The sequence below is a fragment of the Pectobacterium aroidearum genome, assembly GCF_015689195.1.
Classification (GTDB): domain Bacteria; phylum Pseudomonadota; class Gammaproteobacteria; order Enterobacterales; family Enterobacteriaceae; genus Pectobacterium; species Pectobacterium aroidearum.
Genome location: NZ_CP065044.1, coordinates 4,756,464 through 4,776,490 on the forward strand (window position 1 = coordinate 4,756,464; position 20,027 = coordinate 4,776,490).

A 20,027-nucleotide genomic window follows, 5' to 3' on the forward strand; every position below is an offset into this window, starting at 1 on the left:
AAAGAATGAGAACATTATTTCTCAAAAGAACAGGCGGCGGACTAAATAATCAAAAAATGATTTTCCTTGCCCTATTAATCGAAGCTATAGAAAAAAATGCGCCCATAGCACTGCCCTACTTTATTAATTTTATCGCTAATAAAAGCAAAAAAAACCTGAGAGATAAAATTTATTTCTCTTACATATATAAATTCTTTCATAGAGATATAGATCTATTCACCGTATTCGATAAGAAATCAATGGATGTTTTCTTCGAGAAGTATAATATAAAAATAAACAACTATATTACTTCTCGATATACAGGAAAAAAACTCAATCCTGACAAACTTTTTTTCAAAGGCGAATCTATCGTCAACGAATTTATAAAAAACCAGGATTATAAGCATAGAAATATAGTAATAGATTTTTTTAAATATTTGATACCATCTAAATACATGGAAGACAAGATAGAATATTTTATTTCGCACGCACACCCATATGATGCTGTTTGTCAATTACGGATAGAAAGCGATTGGCCGTTAGACATTGAAGATTCATGGGAGAAAAAACCCAATGGGGTTAATTCAACACCATTAGAGCGTTGCAATCACATATTTAGTAAAATAAAAAAAACCTTACCCTCTCTAGAAACACTTTATATTACTTATGATAAAAGTGCTCTAACCTGCTCATTCGAGGATATAGAAAATTTAGCAAGAGATGGATTTGGATTAAAACTAAAAGAGAAAAATACAACTGCCGATAATGAGTTCAGCCCTAAAAATGCATTAGAAGCATCAATCATTGATTTTGAAATTGCAGTACGCAGTAATATATTTATCGGCACAGACATGTCTACATTCACATCAATATCAGCGGTAACTAAATTTTGTAGAGATGGGTATCCACCTAAAGACAGATATTTATATAATCTACCGGGTATTCTCTTAACTCCAGATGATAAAATAATTCACACACATAAATAGAACTCTGACATTTATTACAAAGCAATCATTTATTACATACCCATCATATTAAGAGAGTAAATATAACAGGGCCATTAGCATGAAAATAAATGCGATCATCGTTACTTATAACTCTACTCTAATAAAATCAGACACCATAGCATCCGTATTTTCAGCAAGTTTAGATAAAATAAGTTTAACAATAACGATATGGAATAATGGACCAGAATTATTAAATAGCAATGACGTAAATGAATACATGGAAAAATGTCAATCATTAAATATATCCTCTAGCATTTATCAAGACATAAGGAATATATCATTAAGTAAAATATATAATTTTATTTTAAAGAGAGGAGAACACGATTTTTTTGTCATTTTAGATCAAGACACAAAAATAAACCCAGACTTCTTCTCCAACATAGAAAAAAATAGCGATTGTGAATTGATATGCCCTCAAGTATATATAGAAAATAATGATAATAAACTTGATTCTCCAGTCTACAGAGACTCCCTAAAAAAAATACCCACTGGCTATTTCAATGCCAATAATATGTTAACGTGTGGTTCAGGGCTATCAATATCTCGGCTACTTTATGAAAAAACACTAAAACATTCTGGTTTTATATTCGATGAACGGTATGCATTCTATTTAGCAGATGATAGCTTCTTATTAAATATGAAAAAATTCGACTATGTAAAAGGAATGTGTATAGGGGAAATACATCATAATCTATCGGGGTTTGGCAAGAATTATAAAGAAATGAAAGAGTCATCAAAACTTGAACTAGGATATTCAATAATACTGAGACGAATAAACGAACAAAAAAAGGACAGTATATTAAAAAACATTTTTCACGCAATAAAATTCATCGTCAAAGCGAAATGTAGTTACTCTAACTCTCTGAATATTTTAAGATGTGCGTTAACCAAAACTCACCCAAGAACATATCACATTCTAGATGAAAATATAAGACCAACAAATTCCTTAATAGAGAGCGAATATAAAAACAATTAATTATTCTTTCAAACTGAGAAATACGGCTATAAAAAAAGACACTAATAGGCATTCATCTTGATGAAAATATCAACGTACCTTAGTCAGTTAAATAGAAAAAGAAAACACAATACAAAGAAAATAAAAAATAAAATAAAAATATTAATATCTACTCTACTAATGGATAGCAAGAAAGGAAAGCCCATTAAGATAGAAGATGTAAATAGCATCGGAATTCTTATATTTAATGTTGGTATAGGTGATGTAATAATAGCGTCTGGGCTTTTCAAAGAACTACTTAAGAATGGATACTCATTAACCTTGTTCATCAGTAAAAACTCAGAGTTCTTATTCCGAGAAAGAACTGATATGAATATAATTTTAGTAGATAATGAGAAACCATCTATACCAACATCACTACACATAGATCTTTTAATTGATCTTTATGGAAGAGTTGATGATTATTTTCACTTAAAATATGTTTCCGTCATAAAAAAAATAAAACATAGTTTCTGCATCGGATTTAATGCAAAACACGAGAAAATTTATAATAAAAATGTAATTATCTCAGGGAAAGTTCATATAACAGATGCATACAAAAAGATTTTGTTACAACTGAATATAAATGTTCAAGAAATACCATATGATATAAAAGTCCCTAATAAAAACCTAGAAAAAATAGAAAACTTCCTCTATACGGCAGCAGGAAGAAAGATTATAGCTTTTAATCCATTTTCTGCATCACAGGTTAGGGATCTGACGCCAGAACAAATAATTAAATTAGTATTTCTACTAAAAGAAAGAAATGATATTTTAGTTATAATTATTGGTGAAAAACGGAAAATAGAAAATATAATTATACAAGACAATGTCATAACGTCTCCATTTACCGAATACTGGGATGCAGCTGCAATAATAAAAAAATCAGATTTAGTAATATCGGTCGACACATCAGTAGTGCATCTATGCAATGCATTAGATAAAGAATTAATTTGTATATATAGTTCAGAAGTTATAGATAACTATGAATGTGATTATTTCTTTTCTCCAAATTATAAAAAATCAATACAACTAATATCTCCCCAGAAAAGTGCCAGACACATGGATGTGATGAAAATATTTAGTCTCATAAATACTCATCTTCCACCTAAATGATTCGAACTGAAGTAAGAGAAGTAAAAAATCAACATATTAATTAGATAATCTCGTATCATATTGATATTTCACTCTATGTTATATCAACATAGCAGAAATTGAGGTAAACGAATAAAATATATCGCCTTGAAGAATGAGCGTAATAAATACGTATGCAGTTTGAATATGCGGCTATTAGTATTATATGGCCACGCGTGTTACACAAAAGAGAAAAAGCAGGAAGGAATAGCGATGGATAAGGCTTATTTATCATCGGTGTCTGTGGAGATTAGCTTTCGCAGGGTTTACCAGGAAAGCCCTGCAGTTGTCCTTCTTTAACCACCTACGTTGTAAATATCATTATATAAAAAACTAACATAAGGCGTATTTAGAATGAATAATGCTGATTTTGACTATCATTATCAATATAAAAACAATCATCCCGACACACAAGAAAGTTGCACAAAAGACATTGAACAAGCAAAAATATTATTTGATTCCCATGCCATGTATCCACAACAGAAAAACGATAAAGTATTAGAAGTTGGTTGCGGTATGGGTCGATTGATGCTGATGCTACAAAGAGAGGGATATGATAATATTACGGGAATAGATATTGATAAATCACAGATAGAAATAAGCAGAAAACAGAATTTAGACACTCACTTATCTGATGCAATAGATTTTTTACAAGAAAACGATAAAACATACGATACAATTTATGCTTTCGATGTACTGGAGCATATTGCCAAGGAAAAACAGTTAGATTTTTTAAAAATGGTTTTCAACCATACAAATGATACAGGTTTTATAGCTTTATCAATCCCAAATGCTCTAGCACCAACAGCAATGCTATATAGATATGATGATTTTACACATACAACAGTATATACAGAGAATACTATAAGTTTTTTATTACATAATGCAGGATTCCATTTCTTTAGTATCCGCCCTCAGCACCAAGAGTCGGCGATGGTGCAGGAATTAAAACTACCATGGGCGAGACTATATCGCCACGAATCAGGAATGGATAACTTCATCCTAACACCAAATTTAGTTATAGTTGCCTTCAAAACAAAAGATGGGTTAGAAAAATATAATAAAAAATCACCGAAAATAAGCAATACTTATCCAGACGCAGTGTACTCCAAGGCGCGGGGCCTGCGTAGAATATGGAAACATATTAAAAAAATGAAATTTTAATCATTTTAAATGATAGAAAATATTTCTTATCTAGACAATTTCTCATATTATCGTTCCATTTTAGTCAGCTCAGGTTGATTGCGAGGAACGGTGAAATTATATAGATTGTTTGCTTGTTTAGGTAACTTCTATATATAACGGAGAATCAACGTCGTTCTATCAGGTTTAATCACGGCAAATACATTCGCAGGAACAGTCAATCAGGACTTCACTTTTGGTATTAAGATGCACTTCTGATACTGCTTGAGTATCTATCCTTAATGATGCTCAGGCTTAGGTCGATATCTACTTAGTCCTGGTTTTCTGTTGGCTTCGAGACAGAACCTACTCAATGGTGAACCATTTTTTCTCATAGTGTGGGTCTCTGATTTTCAGCCAACCTCAGCCAGTCAGAATCGTTCGTATCAGTGCCCCATCAAGCACCACTGATAGACTTCCGACGAATGACAGACAGAATAAAGCATGTCAATAACTTAGGTGAACGTTATTCACCAATGTGCATACATCACGATCTGTAGGACTTCTTTGCGGATGAGTTATCCGCTATTTATTAGGAACGACTGCTATATATGATCGGTATTGCTCAATTCATACTGAGTACCTTCCAAGTGGCTTATTATTTTGAAATATTTAATTAGCATGTTTTTAATTCTATCTCAGCTAATAAGCTCTATATATTAAAAAATCATGCACTCGTATTTAAAATACCGTTATATATATTATCAAGTAGTGAGAATTTAAAAATGAGCGCAAAGAAAGTCTTTTCTATATCTGCCATTCTGATAACAAAAAACGAGGCCGAATTAATATATGATTGCTTGCAATCTATAAATTGGGTCGATGAGATTATTGTGGTTGATTCTGGTAGTACAGACGACACATTAGATATAGCTCAAAAAAATGGAGCAAGAATATACCACCACCATGATTGGCATGGCTATGGGAAGCAAAGGCAGATAGCCCAACAATATGCAACTAGTGATTACATTTTTTTTATTGATGCTGATGAAAGAATAACACCTGAATTACGATTTTCCATTGAAAATATATTATCAAAATCTACTATAAATGATAAAAAGGTATATTCTTGCGCTCGTAGAAATCTTTTTCTTGGTCATTTTATGGCACACAGTGGTTGGTACCCAGATAAAGTAATTCGACTCTATGCTAACCACCTCTATAAATATAATGATAATAGCGTACATGAGTCTCTGAATTATGGCGATGCTCATGTTGTGCACTTACATGGAGATCTCTTACATTTCACATGTTGCCACTTCTCCACTTTCCAGCAGAAACAGCTCCGCTATGCGATGGAATGGGCAAAAGAATATAATGCCAAGGGAAAACGCTGCCATTATTTATCAATATTTACTCATACTACTTTTGCATTCTTCAAAACCTGGATATTACGAGCTGGTTTTTTGGATGGAAAACATGGTTTATTGTTAGCATTCGTCAATGCACAATACACCTTCAATAAGTATACTGAGTTATGGTCACTAAATAATAAGAATTATAAACAACCGTCTAAGAATGAAGTGAAAAACCATGAAAGCAATTGAATTAATTAAAAAAATAAATAGAGAAAGAAACAAAAAAACAAAAATAATAAAAAACATTATCGCCAGTTTTAAATTAGTAAAAAAAAGCAAACTTGAAATAAAAAATATAAAAAAAATTGCTATTATTATGCATAATGTTGGCATAGGGGATCTTATTGTATCAAGCGGTTTCTTTCGAGTTTTAAAAAAATCTGGATTCGAGATTTACATTATAACAAACAAAGAAATATCAGATATCATTGAAAGAAACCCATATATAGAAAAAATAATATACATCAGAAAAAACACTCCAATAAAAAAACAATTAAATAAAAATAATGATTTAAAAATTGATTTACTCATCGACCCATTTTGGGAAAATGATATAGCAACATTATTACCAAAGTTTGAAATTATAAAATCCATAAAACCTAGATACTGCGTAGGTTTAAATAAAGAAAAAAAATACAGAGTTTATGACTTCTCTATAGATTATAAAAAATACAAGTCTCATGTTAAGGAAAAATTCATAGCATTACTAGATTTCTTAGAAATAAAAGACAAAAACATTAATTATGATGTTTTTATCAGTGAGGAAAAATACAAAAAAGCAATAAATATATTAGAAGAAAGAAAACATTCGATTCTAATTTCTTTATGCCCATTTGCATCAAAAATGAACCGTAGCCTGAGCATCGAAAAAACAAATATAATATTAAATGAATTGAATAAAATACATGGCGTACTTGTAATATTATGTGGAACTCCGTCTTCGTTATCAAAAATAGACGAGTTTGACAATGTCATTAAACCTGAATCAAATCAAATATCAGATATTATTCCCTATATAAATTTAAGTAATTTGGTAGTTTCTGTTGATACATCCATAGTACATTTATCAAATGCTCTTAATAAAAATCTCATTAGTATATATAGCAGTGAGGTAAATGAAAACTTTATACACGATTATGTATGGGCACCAGGTTACGAAAATGCGATTCAAATTATAGCACCAAACAACTCCGCTCAAAACATAGATCCCTACATATTAGTTAATAAAATAAAAGCACAGTTAAATACTTCAACTCTTAGCAAGGATAGCCATGACATGAGTCATTCCTTATTACAGGACAATCTCACCCAGCATTAATAGATAAATTCTTAAAAAAATGCTCCAGCATCAACTATATCCCCCTAAAAAATATAGACTCAAAGGACAGAATTAGTGTGATTACAATTCCTGCCGTTTCGAGTGGTATCATACTGACGTTAAAATCAGATTTTTTCTTAGCAGTAATAAATATTGTCATAAAAAATAACATTATATTTTATTTGCATAAAATCAAGCATCTTCAATGATTAAGGAGATATAATTGGGAATTAGACGTAATTTCAATATATGTGATATAGCCGAAAAAATTCACTGATAGTATATACTCCTAAAAAAGTCTCTATCCAGATTGGTTTTTTTAGATGAAAAATAAGAGTTTATCGCATTTTAAGAATTTAAAAACATAAGTTTAATAAACACACTTAGTCGCGTTAGTTAAATAATAAAAATTGATTCATATCTATATAGTATACTAATTTTTATAAAACGAGATGTCAGGAAAAATGGAAATTAACTACTCAACCTCTAAACGACATATTCTTGATAAGCAACATATAAAACTGAGTTACATCACTCACTTTTATTGTAATCAAAATGATCCTCAATCTGTTTTCACTTTATTAAGGGAATATGAAAAACTTCCTTTAGATATTCGTGAGGTCGTTGAATTTGTTATTGTCGATGATGGTTCACCGATTGAATACGAAACGGGAAAATATCAGCTTAATATCACGTGGCTGCGCATAAAAGAAGATATCCGTTGGAATCAGGCCGGTGCACGTAACCTTGGTGTGACCTACGCAAAATCAGACAAGATCATCGTCCTCGACCTCGATCAAGAATTACCGGAAAATACATTCCGCTATCTTATAAATCATAAAAACCCCGGTAGAAATTTCTACAAAATCTATCATGAGTGCCGGGAGGATGGTTTTGTTGATAGAGGAAAAAGATATAATATCGGCGACCGCTATCATGGTCATTCCAATACCTTTTTTATGTCCCGGGCAAGGTTTATGCGCTTTTGGGGCTACGATGAAGAGTTTGCCGGTAATTACGGTTCTGAAGATTTTCGGTTCGTAAAATTTCACAAGTACCATGGCTCAAAGCAGCGTTATTTGCCAAAAAACATCCGCTGTTTTGAAAGAAATGTGGATAGAAAAAAAAGCTATCACTCATTAAATAGAGATTTGACCGCAAATACGCCCGTCGACCTGCGTAAAAAACAGGAATGCTCACTATTCGGAGCAGAATACGGGCATAGCCGTATATTTCTTAATTATACCTGGGAAATTAAATACCAAAATAATCTCATTCCACAAACGCTTCCTCCAGAGAGAAAATGGTGGCGACCTTTGTGGTGGTTCCGCTACCTTTTTAGCCCACTGGCAAAATAAAGCAAAATACTACAAGTGAGTTTCATTCGCATATAATCACGACTGTACTACAACAGTCGTGTAATGGAACTCATTTTTGAGCGGCTTGAGAACCTCGCAACCGTTGGCCTAGCGATATCTTGCACATAGTCATTTCTATCCAAAACCGATAAAATCCCCCCAGCGATAACCGATAACAGTAGATCTTATGTTACAAACTCTCTACACCATCATCCTGTACCTCATCCAGCCGTTGATTTGGCTCCGCCTTTGGCTTCGTGGCCGCAAGGCACCCGCCTATCGTCGGCGTTGGGGTGAACGCTACGGTTTTTGTGCAGAGAAGGTTAAACCAGACGGCATTATGCTGCATTCCGTTTCGGTGGGCGAAACGCTGGCCGCCATTCCTTTAGTCAGAGCACTACGCCATCGATACCCCAATCTACCAATCACGGTAACAACCATGACGCCAACTGGCTCGGAGCGCGTACGTTCCGCTTTTGGCGACACGGTCTATCACGTTTATCTACCTTATGATTTGCCTTGTGCTCTGAAACGCTTTTTTGATCAGGTTCGTCCAAAAATCGTCATCATTATGGAAACCGAACTATGGCCAAATCTGATCGCGGAACTGCATAAACGCGAAATTCCGCTGGTCATTGCCAATGCCCGGCTATCAGAACGCTCTGCTACGGGTTACAAAAAGATCGGGAAGCTAATGCGCCATATCTTGCAGCGAATCACGCTCGTCGCTGCGCAGAATCAGGAGGATGGGAATAGATTTATCGATCTTGGGCTGAAACGCTCAAGCCTTAAAGTGACTGGTAGTCTCAAGTTTGATATCTCTGTTACGCCAGAATTGGCCGCGAGAGCCATTACATTGCGCCGCCAATGGGCGCCACACCGTCCAGTATGGATAGCGACCAGCACACATGAAGGCGAAGAAGCAGTCGTTCTGGCTGCTCACCGCCAGCTGCTTGGCAGTTACCCCGACTTATTATTGATCCTTGTCCCTCGTCATCCCGAACGTTTCTCCACCACACAGGCGCTGGCAGAAACTCAGGGATTCACCTACACGCTTCGTAGCAGTGGTGAACAACCTTCTGCGAACACGCAGGTGGTAATTGGTGACACCATGGGAGAACTGATGCTGTTATACGGCATCGCCGATCTGGCGTTTGTTGGTGGGAGCTTAGTTGAGCGTGGCGGACATAATCCGCTAGAGGCTGCAGCCCACGCCATTCCAGTCTTGATGGGGCCACACACGTTCAATTTCAAAGACATCTGCAACAAACTCGATCAAGCTGATGGGTTGATTACCGTGACCGATGCAGACTCATTGGGAAGAGAAGTGGGAAAACTACTCGCCGACGAAGACTATCGCCTCTACTATGGTCGACACGCCGTGGAAGTGTTACACCAGAACCAGGGCGCACTACAGATGCTGCTTACGCTTCTGGAACCTTATTTGCCCCAGCGGACGCAGTAAGGCAGTCGCTACCATACATTGAATGAAGGGCTGACGTGATGACAACCAAAGCGATTTATCCCGGAACGTTCGATCCATTAACCAATGGCCATTTGGATCTGCTCACGCGGGCATCACGACTGTTCGATCATGTGGTGCTGGCCATCGCCGCCAGCCCGAGCAAGAACACGCTCTTTACATTGGATGAACGCGTGGCGCTGGCAAAAGGCGCGACAGGGCATTTATCCAATGTCGAAGTGGTCGGCTTTAGCGATCTCATGGCACACTTCGCACAGCAGCAACACGCTAATATTCTTGTTCGCGGTTTGCGAGCCGTTGCCGATTTCGAATATGAACTCCAGCTCGCAAAAATGAATCACCACTTGATGCCAACACTTGAAAGTGTTTTTCTGATGCCATCGGAAGAGTGGTCATTTATTTCATCTTCTCTGGTCAAAGAAGTCGCTCGTCACGGTGGTGATGTATCACATTTCTTACCTACCCCTATACTTAAGGCATTAATAGATAAGCTATAATTAATATATACTATAATAGTTTTATTTTTTTCTATATATGATTCTTTTTTTCAGGCTATTCTTCCATTTTGAAAACAATCTATAGAAATAACCTTCCTTCACTACTTCCGCAGCAGGAAAAACACTCACATTTTCAAACCACTCTTTCATTAAATTAATATTTCCGCTATTTTTCTTTAGAGTATCTAATTCACAATAAAGCGGTTCCCAAGCATTTTTATTTGCATAATAATGAATAAAATAATCGGTCGATGGGGTTAAACGATTTGCATTTTCTAAAACAACAGAGATCGCAACCTGCTCCAAGGTATGCTGTTTAACGCCATATTCATACAGATTATCCATAATGATAGATGCATCCTGCATTTTATTTCCCAGCCCTTTAGGCAAACCCACTACACCTGAGTTCCACTGACTCGATTCCTTGTGTATTGCGTGACCTAACACATCTATATTTCTCAGTGCATTCCAATATTCTTTCTTGGATTCTTTAGCATATTTTCTCTCTCGCTGATACATTGCAGGCTTCCCTGAAAGAAGAGAAAGGACAAAAGTATCAAGCGATTGTAATACAATCATATCCGTGTCTAAAAATACGAAAGCGTTGAACTCATCTTCAAAATAAACTCTTTTTATAAGATTCAATTTTACGGAGAAGACGTATCCCTTGTGTTCACCAATACATTCTTGAAGATAAGCTTTATCAATGTGGACAATATCAATTTCTTCTCTAAAGAGTTCAAAAAAATCAGGGTTATCAGTATAAACTCTAAATATAAACCCTGGAGATCGATATTTTAGAAAAGAAATAATTAAAAGCTGAGATTGTAAATGGTACTCATCTCGTCCAAAAGCTAATGTATAAAAAACCACACGTTCATTCATAGAAATTCCCCGGGGAAAATAAAGAATTAAAAAATAACTTCAGGAAATAAATAAAATATATTCCTCTACATGATTTAATCATTTTTAATGATAATTTTCACAACCACAGGCCAATGTCAAAATAGCATTTTTAACATCATCAACACAGATCGAATCAACCCGATTCTCTCTATATAAAACTATACATTTTACACCTATAGGATACCAACGCAAATATTTCTCTGGCCTTGCTTCGAATAAACCAACAACAGGTATCTGTAATGCAGCACCGAAATGAACAGGCGCACTATCAGCGGAGACAACTATATCAAGATGGCTCATCGCTGCAATAAGATCGGGTACTGTCTTAGGACTTATATAACAGGAAGGAGGACAATCCAGCGCATCAATTTCAAATACATCATCTGGGCTAAAAAATATTTTTATATTAAAATCATCCCCCAACCCCCTCGCTAACTGAAACCAATTATCTCTTGACCATTTGCGAGAAAAACATTTATTCGATATAAAAAAACCAATATTGCATTTATTTTTTTGTTTTATTCTGTTTTCCCACTGCATTTTCAACTCACTATTCGGATATAAATATAAATTCAAATTTTTTATATCTGGAATGTTTAATTCTGGCACTAGCCGATACCCAGAAATAGCTTCATGCATTATAGGCCGCTGCTTGATATGTTCGATATTTCGATCATCAAATTCTGTTTCTTTGGTGTGCCAGCGCTTGTCTTGAATATTCAGCCAACGGGAAAATTGAATAGAATTTTTATTCATACCACCATTAGGAATGATCATGAGATCAAATTTCAAGCGCCTCAGGCGCATGATGAGGGAAAATTTATCCATTAGTGAAAAAAACAGCCCACTACGTGGATTTCTATACCTATTTTTACTATAGATATAGTGATATACACTAGTAACATCAGGATTTCCTGCCAAAACAGCAGAATTATACTGATTTGCTAATACATGTATCTCAGCTGTTGGCCATTGTGTTCTTAACGAACGGATCAATGCTGTGGTACAGACCATATCGCCAAGAAAATCAATTCTCATCACCAAGATGCGCTGCATATCTATTTTTATCTTTCTATATGTTAAAAGTTAATTTTTTGCCTTCACTTCTGACAACAGCGACAAAAAAAAGTGCTGCGCTGCCCATGTTTCGCGGTTTCGATCGGTGTTCCACATGTCCGGCACGGTTCACCATTGCGGCCATAGACTCGTAGTTCCTGCGCGAAATAGCCGGGTTTACCGTCAGATTGCAAAAAGTCGCGTAGCGTCGTGCCGCCCTGCTCAATCGAAAGCTGTAGCACCTGTTTAATCACGCTCACTAATACGGCTGCGTCGCTTTCATTTAACGATCCGGCCGCTCTGTCAGGGTGGATGCCAGCAGCAAACAGCGATTCACTCGCGTAGATATTGCCTACGCCAACGACCACTTTGTTATCCATAATCCACTGTTTGATTGCCGTCTTTTTACCGCGTGAGGCCTGATAGAGATAATCTGCGGAGAATTCCGCCTCTAACGGCTCCGGCCCCAAATGCGCCAAGACCGAGCAAGTTTCTGGATTATCCGTCCACAGCCAGGCACCAAAACGCCGTGGATCGGTGTAACGCAGCACCTTACCGCTGTCCATCACCAAATCAACATGATCGTGTTTCTCCGGCTCACTATATTCCGGCAACACTCGCAGGCTACCAGACATGCCGAGATGCACAATAATCCAACCACGCGTGAGTTCAATCAGCAGGTATTTTGCCCGCCGACGCACACTCAGCACCGGCTCATCACTCAGCGAGAGGATCTCACCCGACACCGGCCAGCGCAGGCGCGTGTTCCTGACCTCAGCATACAGAATAGTGTGATCGACAAGATACGGTGAAATTCCCCGACGACTGGTTTCAACCTCAGGTAATTCAGGCATGTGCGTCTCCTGATAAAGGTGGCTACATTAGCATAAACAACAGGATACCCTCTGTGACAATCCGCAAGACAGGGGATACGACGGGAAACGGGGTCACTGCTGGCGTATTTTAATTTTACCCGCAGTATTTACCACATAACAGTTAAACCAAATCGACACGCTGGCTGGCACATGACGAAAAAAAACCCGACCAAGGCCGGGTTTTTATCAAGAAGCAGAAATTACTTAATTTTAGCTTCTTTGTAGACAACGTGCTGACGGACAACTGGATCGAATTTCTTCAGTTCCAATTTTTCCGGCTTAGTACGTTTGTTCTTCGTAGTGGTATAGAAGTGACCAGTACCAGCAGAAGAAACCAGCTTGATCTTCTCGCGAACACCCTTAGCCATGATTCAGTTCCTTAATACTTTTCACCACGGGCACGCAGATCGGCCAGAACCGTCTCAATACCCTTCTTATCGATAACACGCATACCTTTAGCAGATACACGCAGTGTTACAAAGCGCTTCTCGCCTTCAACCCAGAAACGGTGTGAATGCAGGTTCGGCAGAAAACGGCGTTTGGTCGCATTCAGTGCGTGGGAACGGTTGTTCCCGGCCACCGGACGCTTGCCAGTAACTTGGCAGACTCGGGACATGTCTATTCTCCAAAAATCAAATCAGCTCGAGCTTCGTATAGGGTTTGGCCGCCTCGTCAGGCTTTAGAGCCCATCTCAGCAACTTCACTGAAAAGACTCTGTCATCAGGATAAACCTGCTGAGATAGGCTCTTAACGCCACACCCAAGATTCTCAAAGGTGGCGTAGTATACGCTCTGAAGCGTAAGTGCTCAAGTCCCGAACAGCTAAAGATCCCATTGGATCGCGGAAATATCTGTTAAATCCAGCCGCGCTCGGCAAAAGAAACGTATTCGCCATGTCCAATCACCAAATGATCGAGCACACGGATCTCCATTAACAGACAGGCTTTAACAATCTGTTCGGTTATCGCACGGTCAGCCTGACTCGGCTCCGCTTTTCCCGACGGATGATTATGCGCCAGAATCAGCGCGGCGGCATTAGCCTTTAGCGCTTCACGTACAATCTCACGCGGATGTACTTCCACGCTGTTAATCGTACCAACAAACATCTCCTGATGGCGAATAACGTGATGCTGATTGTCCAAAAACAGAACTAAAAAAACCTCACGCTCACGCCGGGACAGCAATAATTGCAGATATTGACCTGTCGCCTGGGGATTCAGCATCGCATCCTCTTTCGCCAGACGAGAGAAAAATAGCCGACGCGATAGCTCCGCGATCGCCTTGATTTGCGTATATTTTGATATTCCCACGCCTTTGGCGGTACGAAATGCGGACTGATCGGCCGTCATCAGTTGATATAACGATCCGAACTGCACCAGCAAATCCTCTGCCAGTTGCATCACATGTACGCCCGGCAGCCCAGTGCGTAAAAAAATCGCCAGCAACTCGACATCCGTCAGCGATTCAGCCCCTAAACGCACCAACTTTTCACGCGGTGCCAATCCCTTTTCCCAGCCCATCGCACTCTCCCTATACCGCTCGATGGCATCATGTCACGCTCATAAAAACAGGACGATAGCGGTACTAAAAAGCTGCGAAGCGCTTCGCAATCTTCTTAGGGAAGCAACAGCGACAACCTTAAGATTCCTATCTGGCTGCAAGGTTATGGTAAAATGGCACATCTTCTGACTTTCAATCGGACCATGATGATGACGGAATTTTCCAGCCTGAATGCACTCTCCGGCAAACGAATCGTGCTGGGTATCAGCGGCGGCATCGCCGCGTACAAGTGCCCAGAAGTGGTGCGGCGCCTGCGCGACGCTGGAGCTGATGTACGGGTTGTCATGACATCTGCCGCTAAAGCTTTCATCACCCCGCTCACGCTGCAAGCCGTCTCCGGCTACCCGGTATCAGACGACCTGCTCGACCCTGCGGCGGAAGCCTCGATGGGTCACATCGAGCTGGGGAAATGGGCTGATTTAGTCATTCTCGCCCCTGCCACCGCCGATCTGATCGCCCGCGTCGCTGCGGGCATGGCAAACGACCTGCTAACCACAATTTGTCTGGCGACATCCGCTCCTATCGCGGTTGTCCCCGCGATGAATCAACAGATGTATCGCGCGGAGCCCACGCAGGACAACCTGCGCACGCTGGCAGCTCGCGGTTTACCGATCTGGGGACCGGATAGCGGCAGCCAGGCATGTGGCGACGTTGGGCCGGGCCGCATGATTGACCCGCTGGAGATTGTCGGGTTAGCGCAGCGTCATTTTTCTGCCATCAACGATCTGCAACATCTGAACATTCTGGTCACCGCCGGGCCAACGAGAGAAGCGCTGGATCCGGTTCGCTTTATCTCCAATCATAGCTCCGGAAAAATGGGCTTTGCTATCGCGCAGGCCGCAGCTGCCCGTGGCGCGAATGTCACTCTGGTAAGCGGCCCGGTTTCGCTCGCCACGCCGCAGGGCGTCACACGTATTGACGTCGGCAGCGCGCTGGAGATGGAACACGCGGTCATGGCACATGCGGCACAGCAACACATTGTGATCGGTTGCGCCGCGGTTGCCGACTATCGCGCCAAACATATTGCCGATGAGAAGATCAAAAAACAGAGTCAGCAGGGCGATGAAATGACTCTCACTCTGGTCAAAAATCCAGATATTATCGCCGGTGTCGCAGCCATGACGAAAAATCGTCCTTATGTTGTCGGGTTTGCTGCCGAAACCCAGAATGTGGAAGAATACGCCCGGCAAAAACTGGCGCGTAAAAAGCTGGACCTGATTTGCGCGAACAACGTCTCTCTTTCCGGGCATGGTTTTAACAGTGAAACCAATGCGTTACACCTTTTTTGGCACGATGGAGACATGCCGTTGCCGCAGTGCGACAAACGTCTTCTTGGCCAAAAATTAATCGACGAGATTATCAGCCGTTATGATGAAAAAAATCGACGTTAAGATTGTTGACCCACGCGTTGGGCAACAATTCCCGTTACCAACCTATGCCACACCGGGTTCTGCCGGGCTCGATCTGCGTGCCTGTCTGGATCAGGCGATTGAACTCAAAGCAGGGGAAACGACCCTGATTCCAACCGGACTGGCGATTCACATTGCCGATACCGGGCTGGCGGCGGTCATCCTTCCTCGTTCCGGCTTAGGCCACAAGCACGGCGTGGTGCTGGGGAATCTGGTTGGGCTGATTGATTCGGACTATCAGGGGCAACTGATGGTTTCCGTCTGGAACCGTGGTCAACAAACGTTTACGGTTGAGCCGGGTGAGCGTATCGCACAGATGGTCTTTGTGCCTGTCGTTCAGGCCGAATTTAATCTGGTCGAAGATTTCGTCAGCAGCGAACGTGGAGAAGGCGGCTTCGGCCACTCCGGCCGTAGCTAACGCGCTCCAGCCACCCCATAGTGTAAAAAATTCATATAAGCCACAGCGTGCTATTGCGACTGTGGCGCTACCGGGTGCTTGTCAGTCAAATATTTAGCAAGGGTCTTTTCAGACATGGCAGAAAAAGAAAGTACGAAAAGGAACCGCCGCGAGGAAATTTTGCAGGCGCTGGCGCAAATGCTGGAATCCAGCGACGGCAGCCAACGCATCACCACGGCAAAACTGGCAGCGAACGTCGGCGTGTCCGAAGCGGCGCTCTACCGGCATTTCCCCAGTAAAACGCGGATGTTTGATAGCCTGATTGAATTTATTGAGGATAGCCTGACCACCCGCATTAACCTGATTCTGCAAGACGAAAAAGAAACGTTTAATCGTCTTCGTCTGATTTTGCTGCTGATTTTAGGGTTTGCGGAACGCAATCCCGGTCTGACTCGCATCATGACCGGCCACGCGCTGATGTTTGAACAGGATCGCTTGCAGGATCGCATCAACCAGCTGTTTGAGCGTATTGAATCACAGCTGCGTCAGGTGCTACGCGAGCATAAGCTACGTGATGGTAAAGGCTTCCAGCATGACGAAACGCTGCTGGCTAGCCAGCTGTTAGCGTTTTGCGAAGGGATGCTGTCGCGCTTCATTCGCTCTGAATTCCGCTATCGCCCAACGCAAGAATTCGACACCCGCTGGCCGCTGCTGGCCGCACAGCTGAACTAAGCACCGCGATTAAAACCCGCCAGACATCGCTGGCGGGTTCCCGACTCACACCGTTGTTAAACCCCGAACTGCTCACGATAGGCTTTCACCGCATCCAGATGCGCCGCCATCTCTGGTTTTTCCGCCAGATAGGCAATCAGCTCCTTCAGCGTAATAATCGAAATCACCTTGCACTGATAGTCGCGCTCCACTTCCTGAATCGCAGACAAATCAGCACGACCGCGTTCCTGACGATCCAGCGCAATCATTACCCCCGCCAGCGTTGCCCCATGTGCGCTGATGATTGCCATCGATTCGCGAATCGCCGTCCCCGCCGTAATCACGTCGTCCACCAGCATCACGCGACCCTGTAATGGGCTACCGACCAGACTGCCGCCCTCGCCATGGTCTTTGGCTTCTTTGCGGTTAAAGCAGTATGGCAGGTCGCGATCGTGATGTTCTGCCAGCGCTACCGCTGCAGTGGTAGCAATCGGAATGCCTTTGTAAGCCGGCCCGAACAGCAGGTCAAACTCTACACCGGAATCAACCAGCGCTTCCGCATAAAAACGCCCCAGTAAGGCCAGATCGCGCCCGGTATTAAACAGCCCGGCATTGAAGAAATAGGGGCTGATGCGCCCGGATTTCAGGGTAAATTCGCCGAACTTCAATACCTGCTTGCTGAGTGCAAACTCAATAAACTGGCGCTGGTAGGCTTTCATTACTGCATCTCCTCGTCTTACGGGTTAATCATGTTGTTGGTCAGAATTAAAAATTAATCAGACATAAAAAATTTCCAGGAGAAATTTTCAACGTCGCTTGTGGCGGCCAGGGATCGCACGCCATAAAAAAAGCGACCAATTGGTCGCTTATAAAATCAATCGATTAAGGCGGCTTTCTGCGCCTGAACGATGGTCTCGATTCCCCCTCGGGCTAACGCCAGCAGGGAGAGTAATTCTTCATGGCTGAACGGTTCGCCTTCGGCGGTCCCCTGCACTTCAATCATGCGACCGTCTTCGGTCATGACCACATTCATGTCGGTCTCAGCGGCGGAATCTTCCACATATTCCAGATCGCACAACGCTTCGCCGTTCACGATGCCGACGGAAACCGCCGCGACCATGCCTTTCATCGGGTTCTTTTTCAGCTTGCCGTTGGCCACCATCTGGTTCAGCGCATCGGCCAGTGCCACGCAGGCACCGGTGATGGACGCCGTACGCGTACCGCCGTCCGCCTGCAATACATCGCAGTCGAGCGTAATGGTGTATTCGCCGAGCACTTTCAGGTCGATAGCTGCACGCAGGGAGCGCGCAATCAGGCGCTGAATCTCCAGCGTCCGCCCGCCCTGCTTGCCTTTGGCGGCTTCACGGGCGTTACGGCTGTGCGTCGCGCGCGGCAGCATGCCGTATTCGGCGGTAACCCATCCTTGCCCCTGGCCTTTCAGAAAGCGCGGAACACCCTCTTCTACCGTGGCATTGCATAACACTTTGGTGTCGCCAAATTCGACTAAAACGGAACCTTCGGCGTGTTTCGTGTAATGACGGGTCAATTTAAGGGGGCGTACTTGCTGTGCACTTCGGCCTGTTGGGCGCATGGCTCATCTCCGGCGGGTCAATGAAAACTGGCGCGCATTATACACTAAATAAGTCGCGCGCTGCCTAATCTTACCCTGCGCCAGCCGCGATAAATTTGCAACAGAAGCGATTAATTCGTCACCAGCCATACCTTATTCTTATGCCATAACCTCAGGTTATACCCTACTCATAAACAAGTATTCGTCAGTGATGATGCATCATGAAATAGTCCATTCATCCCCTGAGCGTTGATGAGAACAAATCATGATGCGGCATATGCAAATTGAAACCGTCAATCTGCCACTAGCCCGTCCTATGGCGGCTGAAAACGGTACGCGTCGCGCGGTTACCGTTATCCGCGTCGCGTTGGAAGAAAAAGGATTTATTGGGCAAGGCGAATGTACGCCGCTCGCCCATTATGGCGAGTCCGCCGACAGCGTATGTCACCAGCTCTCTGCGATCCGTGAGGCAATCGAACACGGCTTGACCATCGAACAACTCCAGAAAGACTTAGCGCCGGGCGCAGCCAGAAATGCATTGGACTGCGCGCTGTGGCGGCTCAATACCGCATTGGAAAAACAGACGCTGTGGCAGCGCCTCGACATTCATCCCCCCACATCCGTGGTCTGTGCGCAAACGTTGGCGCTCGACAGCGTGGAGAAAATGGCCGCCGCCGCATCCAATGCTATTTCCCACGGCGCACTGCTGCTGAAAATTAAACTGGATCGCGAACTGATTCTGGAGAAAGTCGCCGCCATTCGTGCCGCCGCGCCCAACGCCAGATTGATTATCGACGCGAGAGCGAGCTGGAGCGGGCTGGATTTACATAGCCTGTCCACGGCGCTGCTGCCCTATCAGGTCGCCATGATTGAGCAACCACTGCCTGTCGGTAAAGACGAGGATTTACAGCGTTTTGCCCACCCGATTCCTATCTGCGCGGATGAAAGCTGCCGCCACAGCGGTGACATCGTCGGGCTGCGTCGTCGTTACGACATGATCAACATCAAGCTGGATAAGTGTGGCGGGCTGACCGAAGCACTGGCGATGGTGCGTGAGGCTCACTTTCACGGCCTGCGCATTATGGTCGGCTGTACGCTGGGCTCATCGATGGCGATGGAAGCCGCCCTGCCCGTCGCCGCCGATGCCGAACATGTCGATCTCGATGGTCCTATCTGGCTGGCCGCCGACAGCTCGCCTTATCTGACCTATAACCTTGGCCGAATCTGGCTATGA

General features: G+C 42.2%; 21 protein-coding genes. 13 read left to right on the forward strand and 8 right to left on the reverse strand.

Annotated features, from left to right (window positions below):
* Window positions 1-5 precede the first annotated feature (5 nt).
* From I2D83_RS21215 to coaD, 9 genes are all read left to right on the forward strand, one after another.
* Window positions 6-965: an O-fucosyltransferase family protein gene (locus I2D83_RS21215; RefSeq protein ID WP_182100963.1), complete on the forward strand. Its 960-nt coding sequence runs from the start codon at window positions 6-8 to the stop codon at window positions 963-965.
* A gap of 79 nt (window positions 966-1,044) precedes the next feature.
* A complete protein-coding gene (locus I2D83_RS21220; protein WP_182100962.1) occupies window positions 1,045-1,962 on the forward strand; it encodes a glycosyltransferase family 2 protein in 918 nt (305 codons plus the stop codon).
* Window positions 1,963-2,022: 60 nt separating this feature from the next.
* Window positions 2,023-3,096 (forward strand): glycosyltransferase family 9 protein, encoded by a 1,074-nt coding sequence (locus I2D83_RS21225; protein WP_205947257.1) that lies wholly within the window; start codon window positions 2,023-2,025, stop codon window positions 3,094-3,096.
* Between the two features lie 372 nt (window positions 3,097-3,468).
* On the forward strand, window positions 3,469-4,278 hold the full coding sequence (locus tag I2D83_RS21230) for a class I SAM-dependent methyltransferase (RefSeq protein ID WP_182100960.1): 810 nt from the start codon (window positions 3,469-3,471) through the stop codon (window positions 4,276-4,278).
* Between the two features lie 743 nt (window positions 4,279-5,021).
* Window positions 5,022-5,843, forward strand: a complete 822-nt coding sequence (locus I2D83_RS21235; RefSeq protein WP_182100959.1) for a glycosyltransferase family 2 protein — start codon at window positions 5,022-5,024, stop codon at window positions 5,841-5,843.
* The gene (locus tag I2D83_RS21240) at window positions 5,830-6,972 is read left to right on the forward strand and encodes a glycosyltransferase family 9 protein (protein ID WP_182100958.1); all 1,143 of its coding nucleotides are present in this window, start codon (window positions 5,830-5,832) and stop codon (window positions 6,970-6,972) included. Before I2D83_RS21235 ends, I2D83_RS21240 begins: the two co-directional genes overlap by 14 nt.
* Window positions 6,973-7,436: 464 nt before the next feature.
* Entirely contained in the window at window positions 7,437-8,330 is an 894-nt protein-coding gene (locus tag I2D83_RS21245; RefSeq protein WP_182100957.1) for a glycosyltransferase, read from the forward strand.
* 187 nt (window positions 8,331-8,517) lie between these two features.
* Window positions 8,518-9,795 (forward strand): lipid IV(A) 3-deoxy-D-manno-octulosonic acid transferase, encoded by a 1,278-nt coding sequence (gene waaA, locus I2D83_RS21250; RefSeq protein ID WP_181845507.1) that lies wholly within the window; start codon window positions 8,518-8,520, stop codon window positions 9,793-9,795.
* 38 nt (window positions 9,796-9,833) lie between these two features.
* The gene (coaD, locus tag I2D83_RS21255) at window positions 9,834-10,310 is read left to right on the forward strand and encodes a pantetheine-phosphate adenylyltransferase (protein ID WP_181845564.1); all 477 of its coding nucleotides are present in this window, start codon (window positions 9,834-9,836) and stop codon (window positions 10,308-10,310) included.
* Between the two features lie 21 nt (window positions 10,311-10,331).
* Here the strand turns inward: coaD and I2D83_RS21260 are convergent, their stop codons facing one another.
* The 6 genes from I2D83_RS21260 to radC form a co-directional block, all read right to left on the reverse strand.
* Complete coding sequence (locus I2D83_RS21260) at window positions 10,332-11,195, reverse strand: hypothetical protein (protein ID WP_182100956.1); 864 nt, start codon at window positions 11,193-11,195, stop codon at window positions 10,332-10,334.
* Between the two features lie 84 nt (window positions 11,196-11,279).
* On the reverse strand, window positions 11,280-12,272 hold the full coding sequence (locus tag I2D83_RS21265; RefSeq protein WP_182100955.1) for a glycosyltransferase family 9 protein: 993 nt from the start codon (window positions 12,270-12,272) through the stop codon (window positions 11,280-11,282).
* Window positions 12,273-12,316: 44 nt separating this feature from the next.
* Window positions 12,317-13,126, reverse strand: a complete 810-nt coding sequence (mutM, locus tag I2D83_RS21270) for a bifunctional DNA-formamidopyrimidine glycosylase/DNA-(apurinic or apyrimidinic site) lyase (RefSeq protein ID WP_205947258.1) — start codon at window positions 13,124-13,126, stop codon at window positions 12,317-12,319.
* A gap of 221 nt (window positions 13,127-13,347) precedes the next feature.
* Entirely contained in the window at window positions 13,348-13,515 is a 168-nt protein-coding gene (gene rpmG, locus I2D83_RS21275; RefSeq protein ID WP_002442576.1) for a 50S ribosomal protein L33, read from the reverse strand.
* A gap of 11 nt (window positions 13,516-13,526) precedes the next feature.
* Window positions 13,527-13,763: a 50S ribosomal protein L28 gene (rpmB, locus tag I2D83_RS21280; protein WP_005967968.1), complete on the reverse strand. Its 237-nt coding sequence runs from the start codon at window positions 13,761-13,763 to the stop codon at window positions 13,527-13,529.
* A gap of 237 nt (window positions 13,764-14,000) precedes the next feature.
* Window positions 14,001-14,666 carry a RadC family protein gene (gene radC, locus I2D83_RS21285; protein WP_015842189.1) on the reverse strand — a complete coding sequence of 222 codons (666 nt, stop codon included), beginning with the start codon at window positions 14,664-14,666 and terminating at the stop codon, window positions 14,001-14,003.
* Window positions 14,667-14,819: 153 nt separating this feature from the next.
* Between radC and coaBC the strand changes: the two genes are divergently transcribed.
* The 3 genes from coaBC (at window position 14,820) to slmA (ending at window position 17,244) form a co-directional block, all read left to right on the forward strand.
* Window positions 14,820-16,097, forward strand: a complete 1,278-nt coding sequence (coaBC, locus tag I2D83_RS21290) for a bifunctional phosphopantothenoylcysteine decarboxylase/phosphopantothenate--cysteine ligase CoaBC (protein WP_370294138.1) — start codon at window positions 14,820-14,822, stop codon at window positions 16,095-16,097.
* On the forward strand, window positions 16,075-16,533 hold the full coding sequence (dut, locus tag I2D83_RS21295; RefSeq protein WP_015842191.1) for a dUTP diphosphatase: 459 nt from the start codon (window positions 16,075-16,077) through the stop codon (window positions 16,531-16,533). The genes coaBC and dut overlap by 23 nt, the downstream gene beginning before the upstream one ends.
* 114 nt (window positions 16,534-16,647) lie before the next feature.
* Entirely contained in the window at window positions 16,648-17,244 is a 597-nt protein-coding gene (gene slmA / locus I2D83_RS21300; protein WP_015842192.1) for a nucleoid occlusion factor SlmA, read from the forward strand.
* 56 nt (window positions 17,245-17,300) lie between these two features.
* Here the strand turns inward: slmA and pyrE are convergent, their stop codons facing one another.
* The gene (gene pyrE, locus I2D83_RS21305) at window positions 17,301-17,942 is read right to left on the reverse strand and encodes an orotate phosphoribosyltransferase (protein ID WP_015842194.1); all 642 of its coding nucleotides are present in this window, start codon (window positions 17,940-17,942) and stop codon (window positions 17,301-17,303) included.
* A 155-nt stretch (window positions 17,943-18,097) separates the two neighbouring features.
* Window positions 18,098-18,814: a ribonuclease PH gene (gene rph / locus I2D83_RS21310; protein WP_015842195.1), complete on the reverse strand. Its 717-nt coding sequence runs from the start codon at window positions 18,812-18,814 to the stop codon at window positions 18,098-18,100.
* A gap of 247 nt (window positions 18,815-19,061) precedes the next feature.
* Here rph and ycjG point away from each other — a divergent pair, with 247 nt between their 5' ends.
* Window positions 19,062-20,027: an L-Ala-D/L-Glu epimerase gene (gene ycjG, locus I2D83_RS21315; RefSeq protein WP_205948224.1), complete on the forward strand. Its 966-nt coding sequence runs from the start codon at window positions 19,062-19,064 to the stop codon at window positions 20,025-20,027.

Coding starts and splice junctions, on each gene's coding strand:
- I2D83_RS21245 (WP_182100957.1), top strand. CDS start 7,437: ATGGAAATTAACTACTCAACCTCTAAACGACATATTCTTGATAAGCAA.
- coaBC (WP_370294138.1), top strand. CDS start 14,820: ATGGCACATCTTCTGACTTTCAATCGGACCATGATGATGACGGAATTT.
- rpmB (WP_005967968.1), bottom strand. CDS start 13,763: ATGTCCCGAGTCTGCCAAGTTACTGGCAAGCGTCCGGTGGCCGGGAAC.
- I2D83_RS21260 (WP_182100956.1), bottom strand. CDS start 11,195: ATGAATGAACGTGTGGTTTTTTATACATTAGCTTTTGGACGAGATGAG.
- dut (WP_015842191.1), top strand. CDS start 16,075: ATGATGAAAAAAATCGACGTTAAGATTGTTGACCCACGCGTTGGGCAA.
- slmA (WP_015842192.1), top strand. CDS start 16,648: ATGGCAGAAAAAGAAAGTACGAAAAGGAACCGCCGCGAGGAAATTTTG.
- rph (WP_015842195.1), bottom strand. CDS start 18,814: ATGCGCCCAACAGGCCGAAGTGCACAGCAAGTACGCCCCCTTAAATTG.
- I2D83_RS21230 (WP_182100960.1), top strand. CDS start 3,469: ATGAATAATGCTGATTTTGACTATCATTATCAATATAAAAACAATCAT.
- I2D83_RS21225 (WP_205947257.1), top strand. CDS start 2,023: ATGAAAATATCAACGTACCTTAGTCAGTTAAATAGAAAAAGAAAACAC.
- ycjG (WP_205948224.1), top strand. CDS start 19,062: ATGCGGCATATGCAAATTGAAACCGTCAATCTGCCACTAGCCCGTCCT.
- I2D83_RS21220 (WP_182100962.1), top strand. CDS start 1,045: ATGAAAATAAATGCGATCATCGTTACTTATAACTCTACTCTAATAAAA.
- I2D83_RS21265 (WP_182100955.1), bottom strand. CDS start 12,272: ATGCAGCGCATCTTGGTGATGAGAATTGATTTTCTTGGCGATATGGTC.
- I2D83_RS21235 (WP_182100959.1), top strand. CDS start 5,022: ATGAGCGCAAAGAAAGTCTTTTCTATATCTGCCATTCTGATAACAAAA.
- I2D83_RS21215 (WP_182100963.1), top strand. CDS start 6: ATGAGAACATTATTTCTCAAAAGAACAGGCGGCGGACTAAATAATCAA.
- pyrE (WP_015842194.1), bottom strand. CDS start 17,942: ATGAAAGCCTACCAGCGCCAGTTTATTGAGTTTGCACTCAGCAAGCAG.
- coaD (WP_181845564.1), top strand. CDS start 9,834: ATGACAACCAAAGCGATTTATCCCGGAACGTTCGATCCATTAACCAAT.
- waaA (WP_181845507.1), top strand. CDS start 8,518: ATGTTACAAACTCTCTACACCATCATCCTGTACCTCATCCAGCCGTTG.
- mutM (WP_205947258.1), bottom strand. CDS start 13,126: ATGCCTGAATTACCTGAGGTTGAAACCAGTCGTCGGGGAATTTCACCG.
- rpmG (WP_002442576.1), bottom strand. CDS start 13,515: ATGGCTAAGGGTGTTCGCGAGAAGATCAAGCTGGTTTCTTCTGCTGGT.
- radC (WP_015842189.1), bottom strand. CDS start 14,666: ATGGGCTGGGAAAAGGGATTGGCACCGCGTGAAAAGTTGGTGCGTTTA.
- I2D83_RS21240 (WP_182100958.1), top strand. CDS start 5,830: ATGAAAGCAATTGAATTAATTAAAAAAATAAATAGAGAAAGAAACAAA.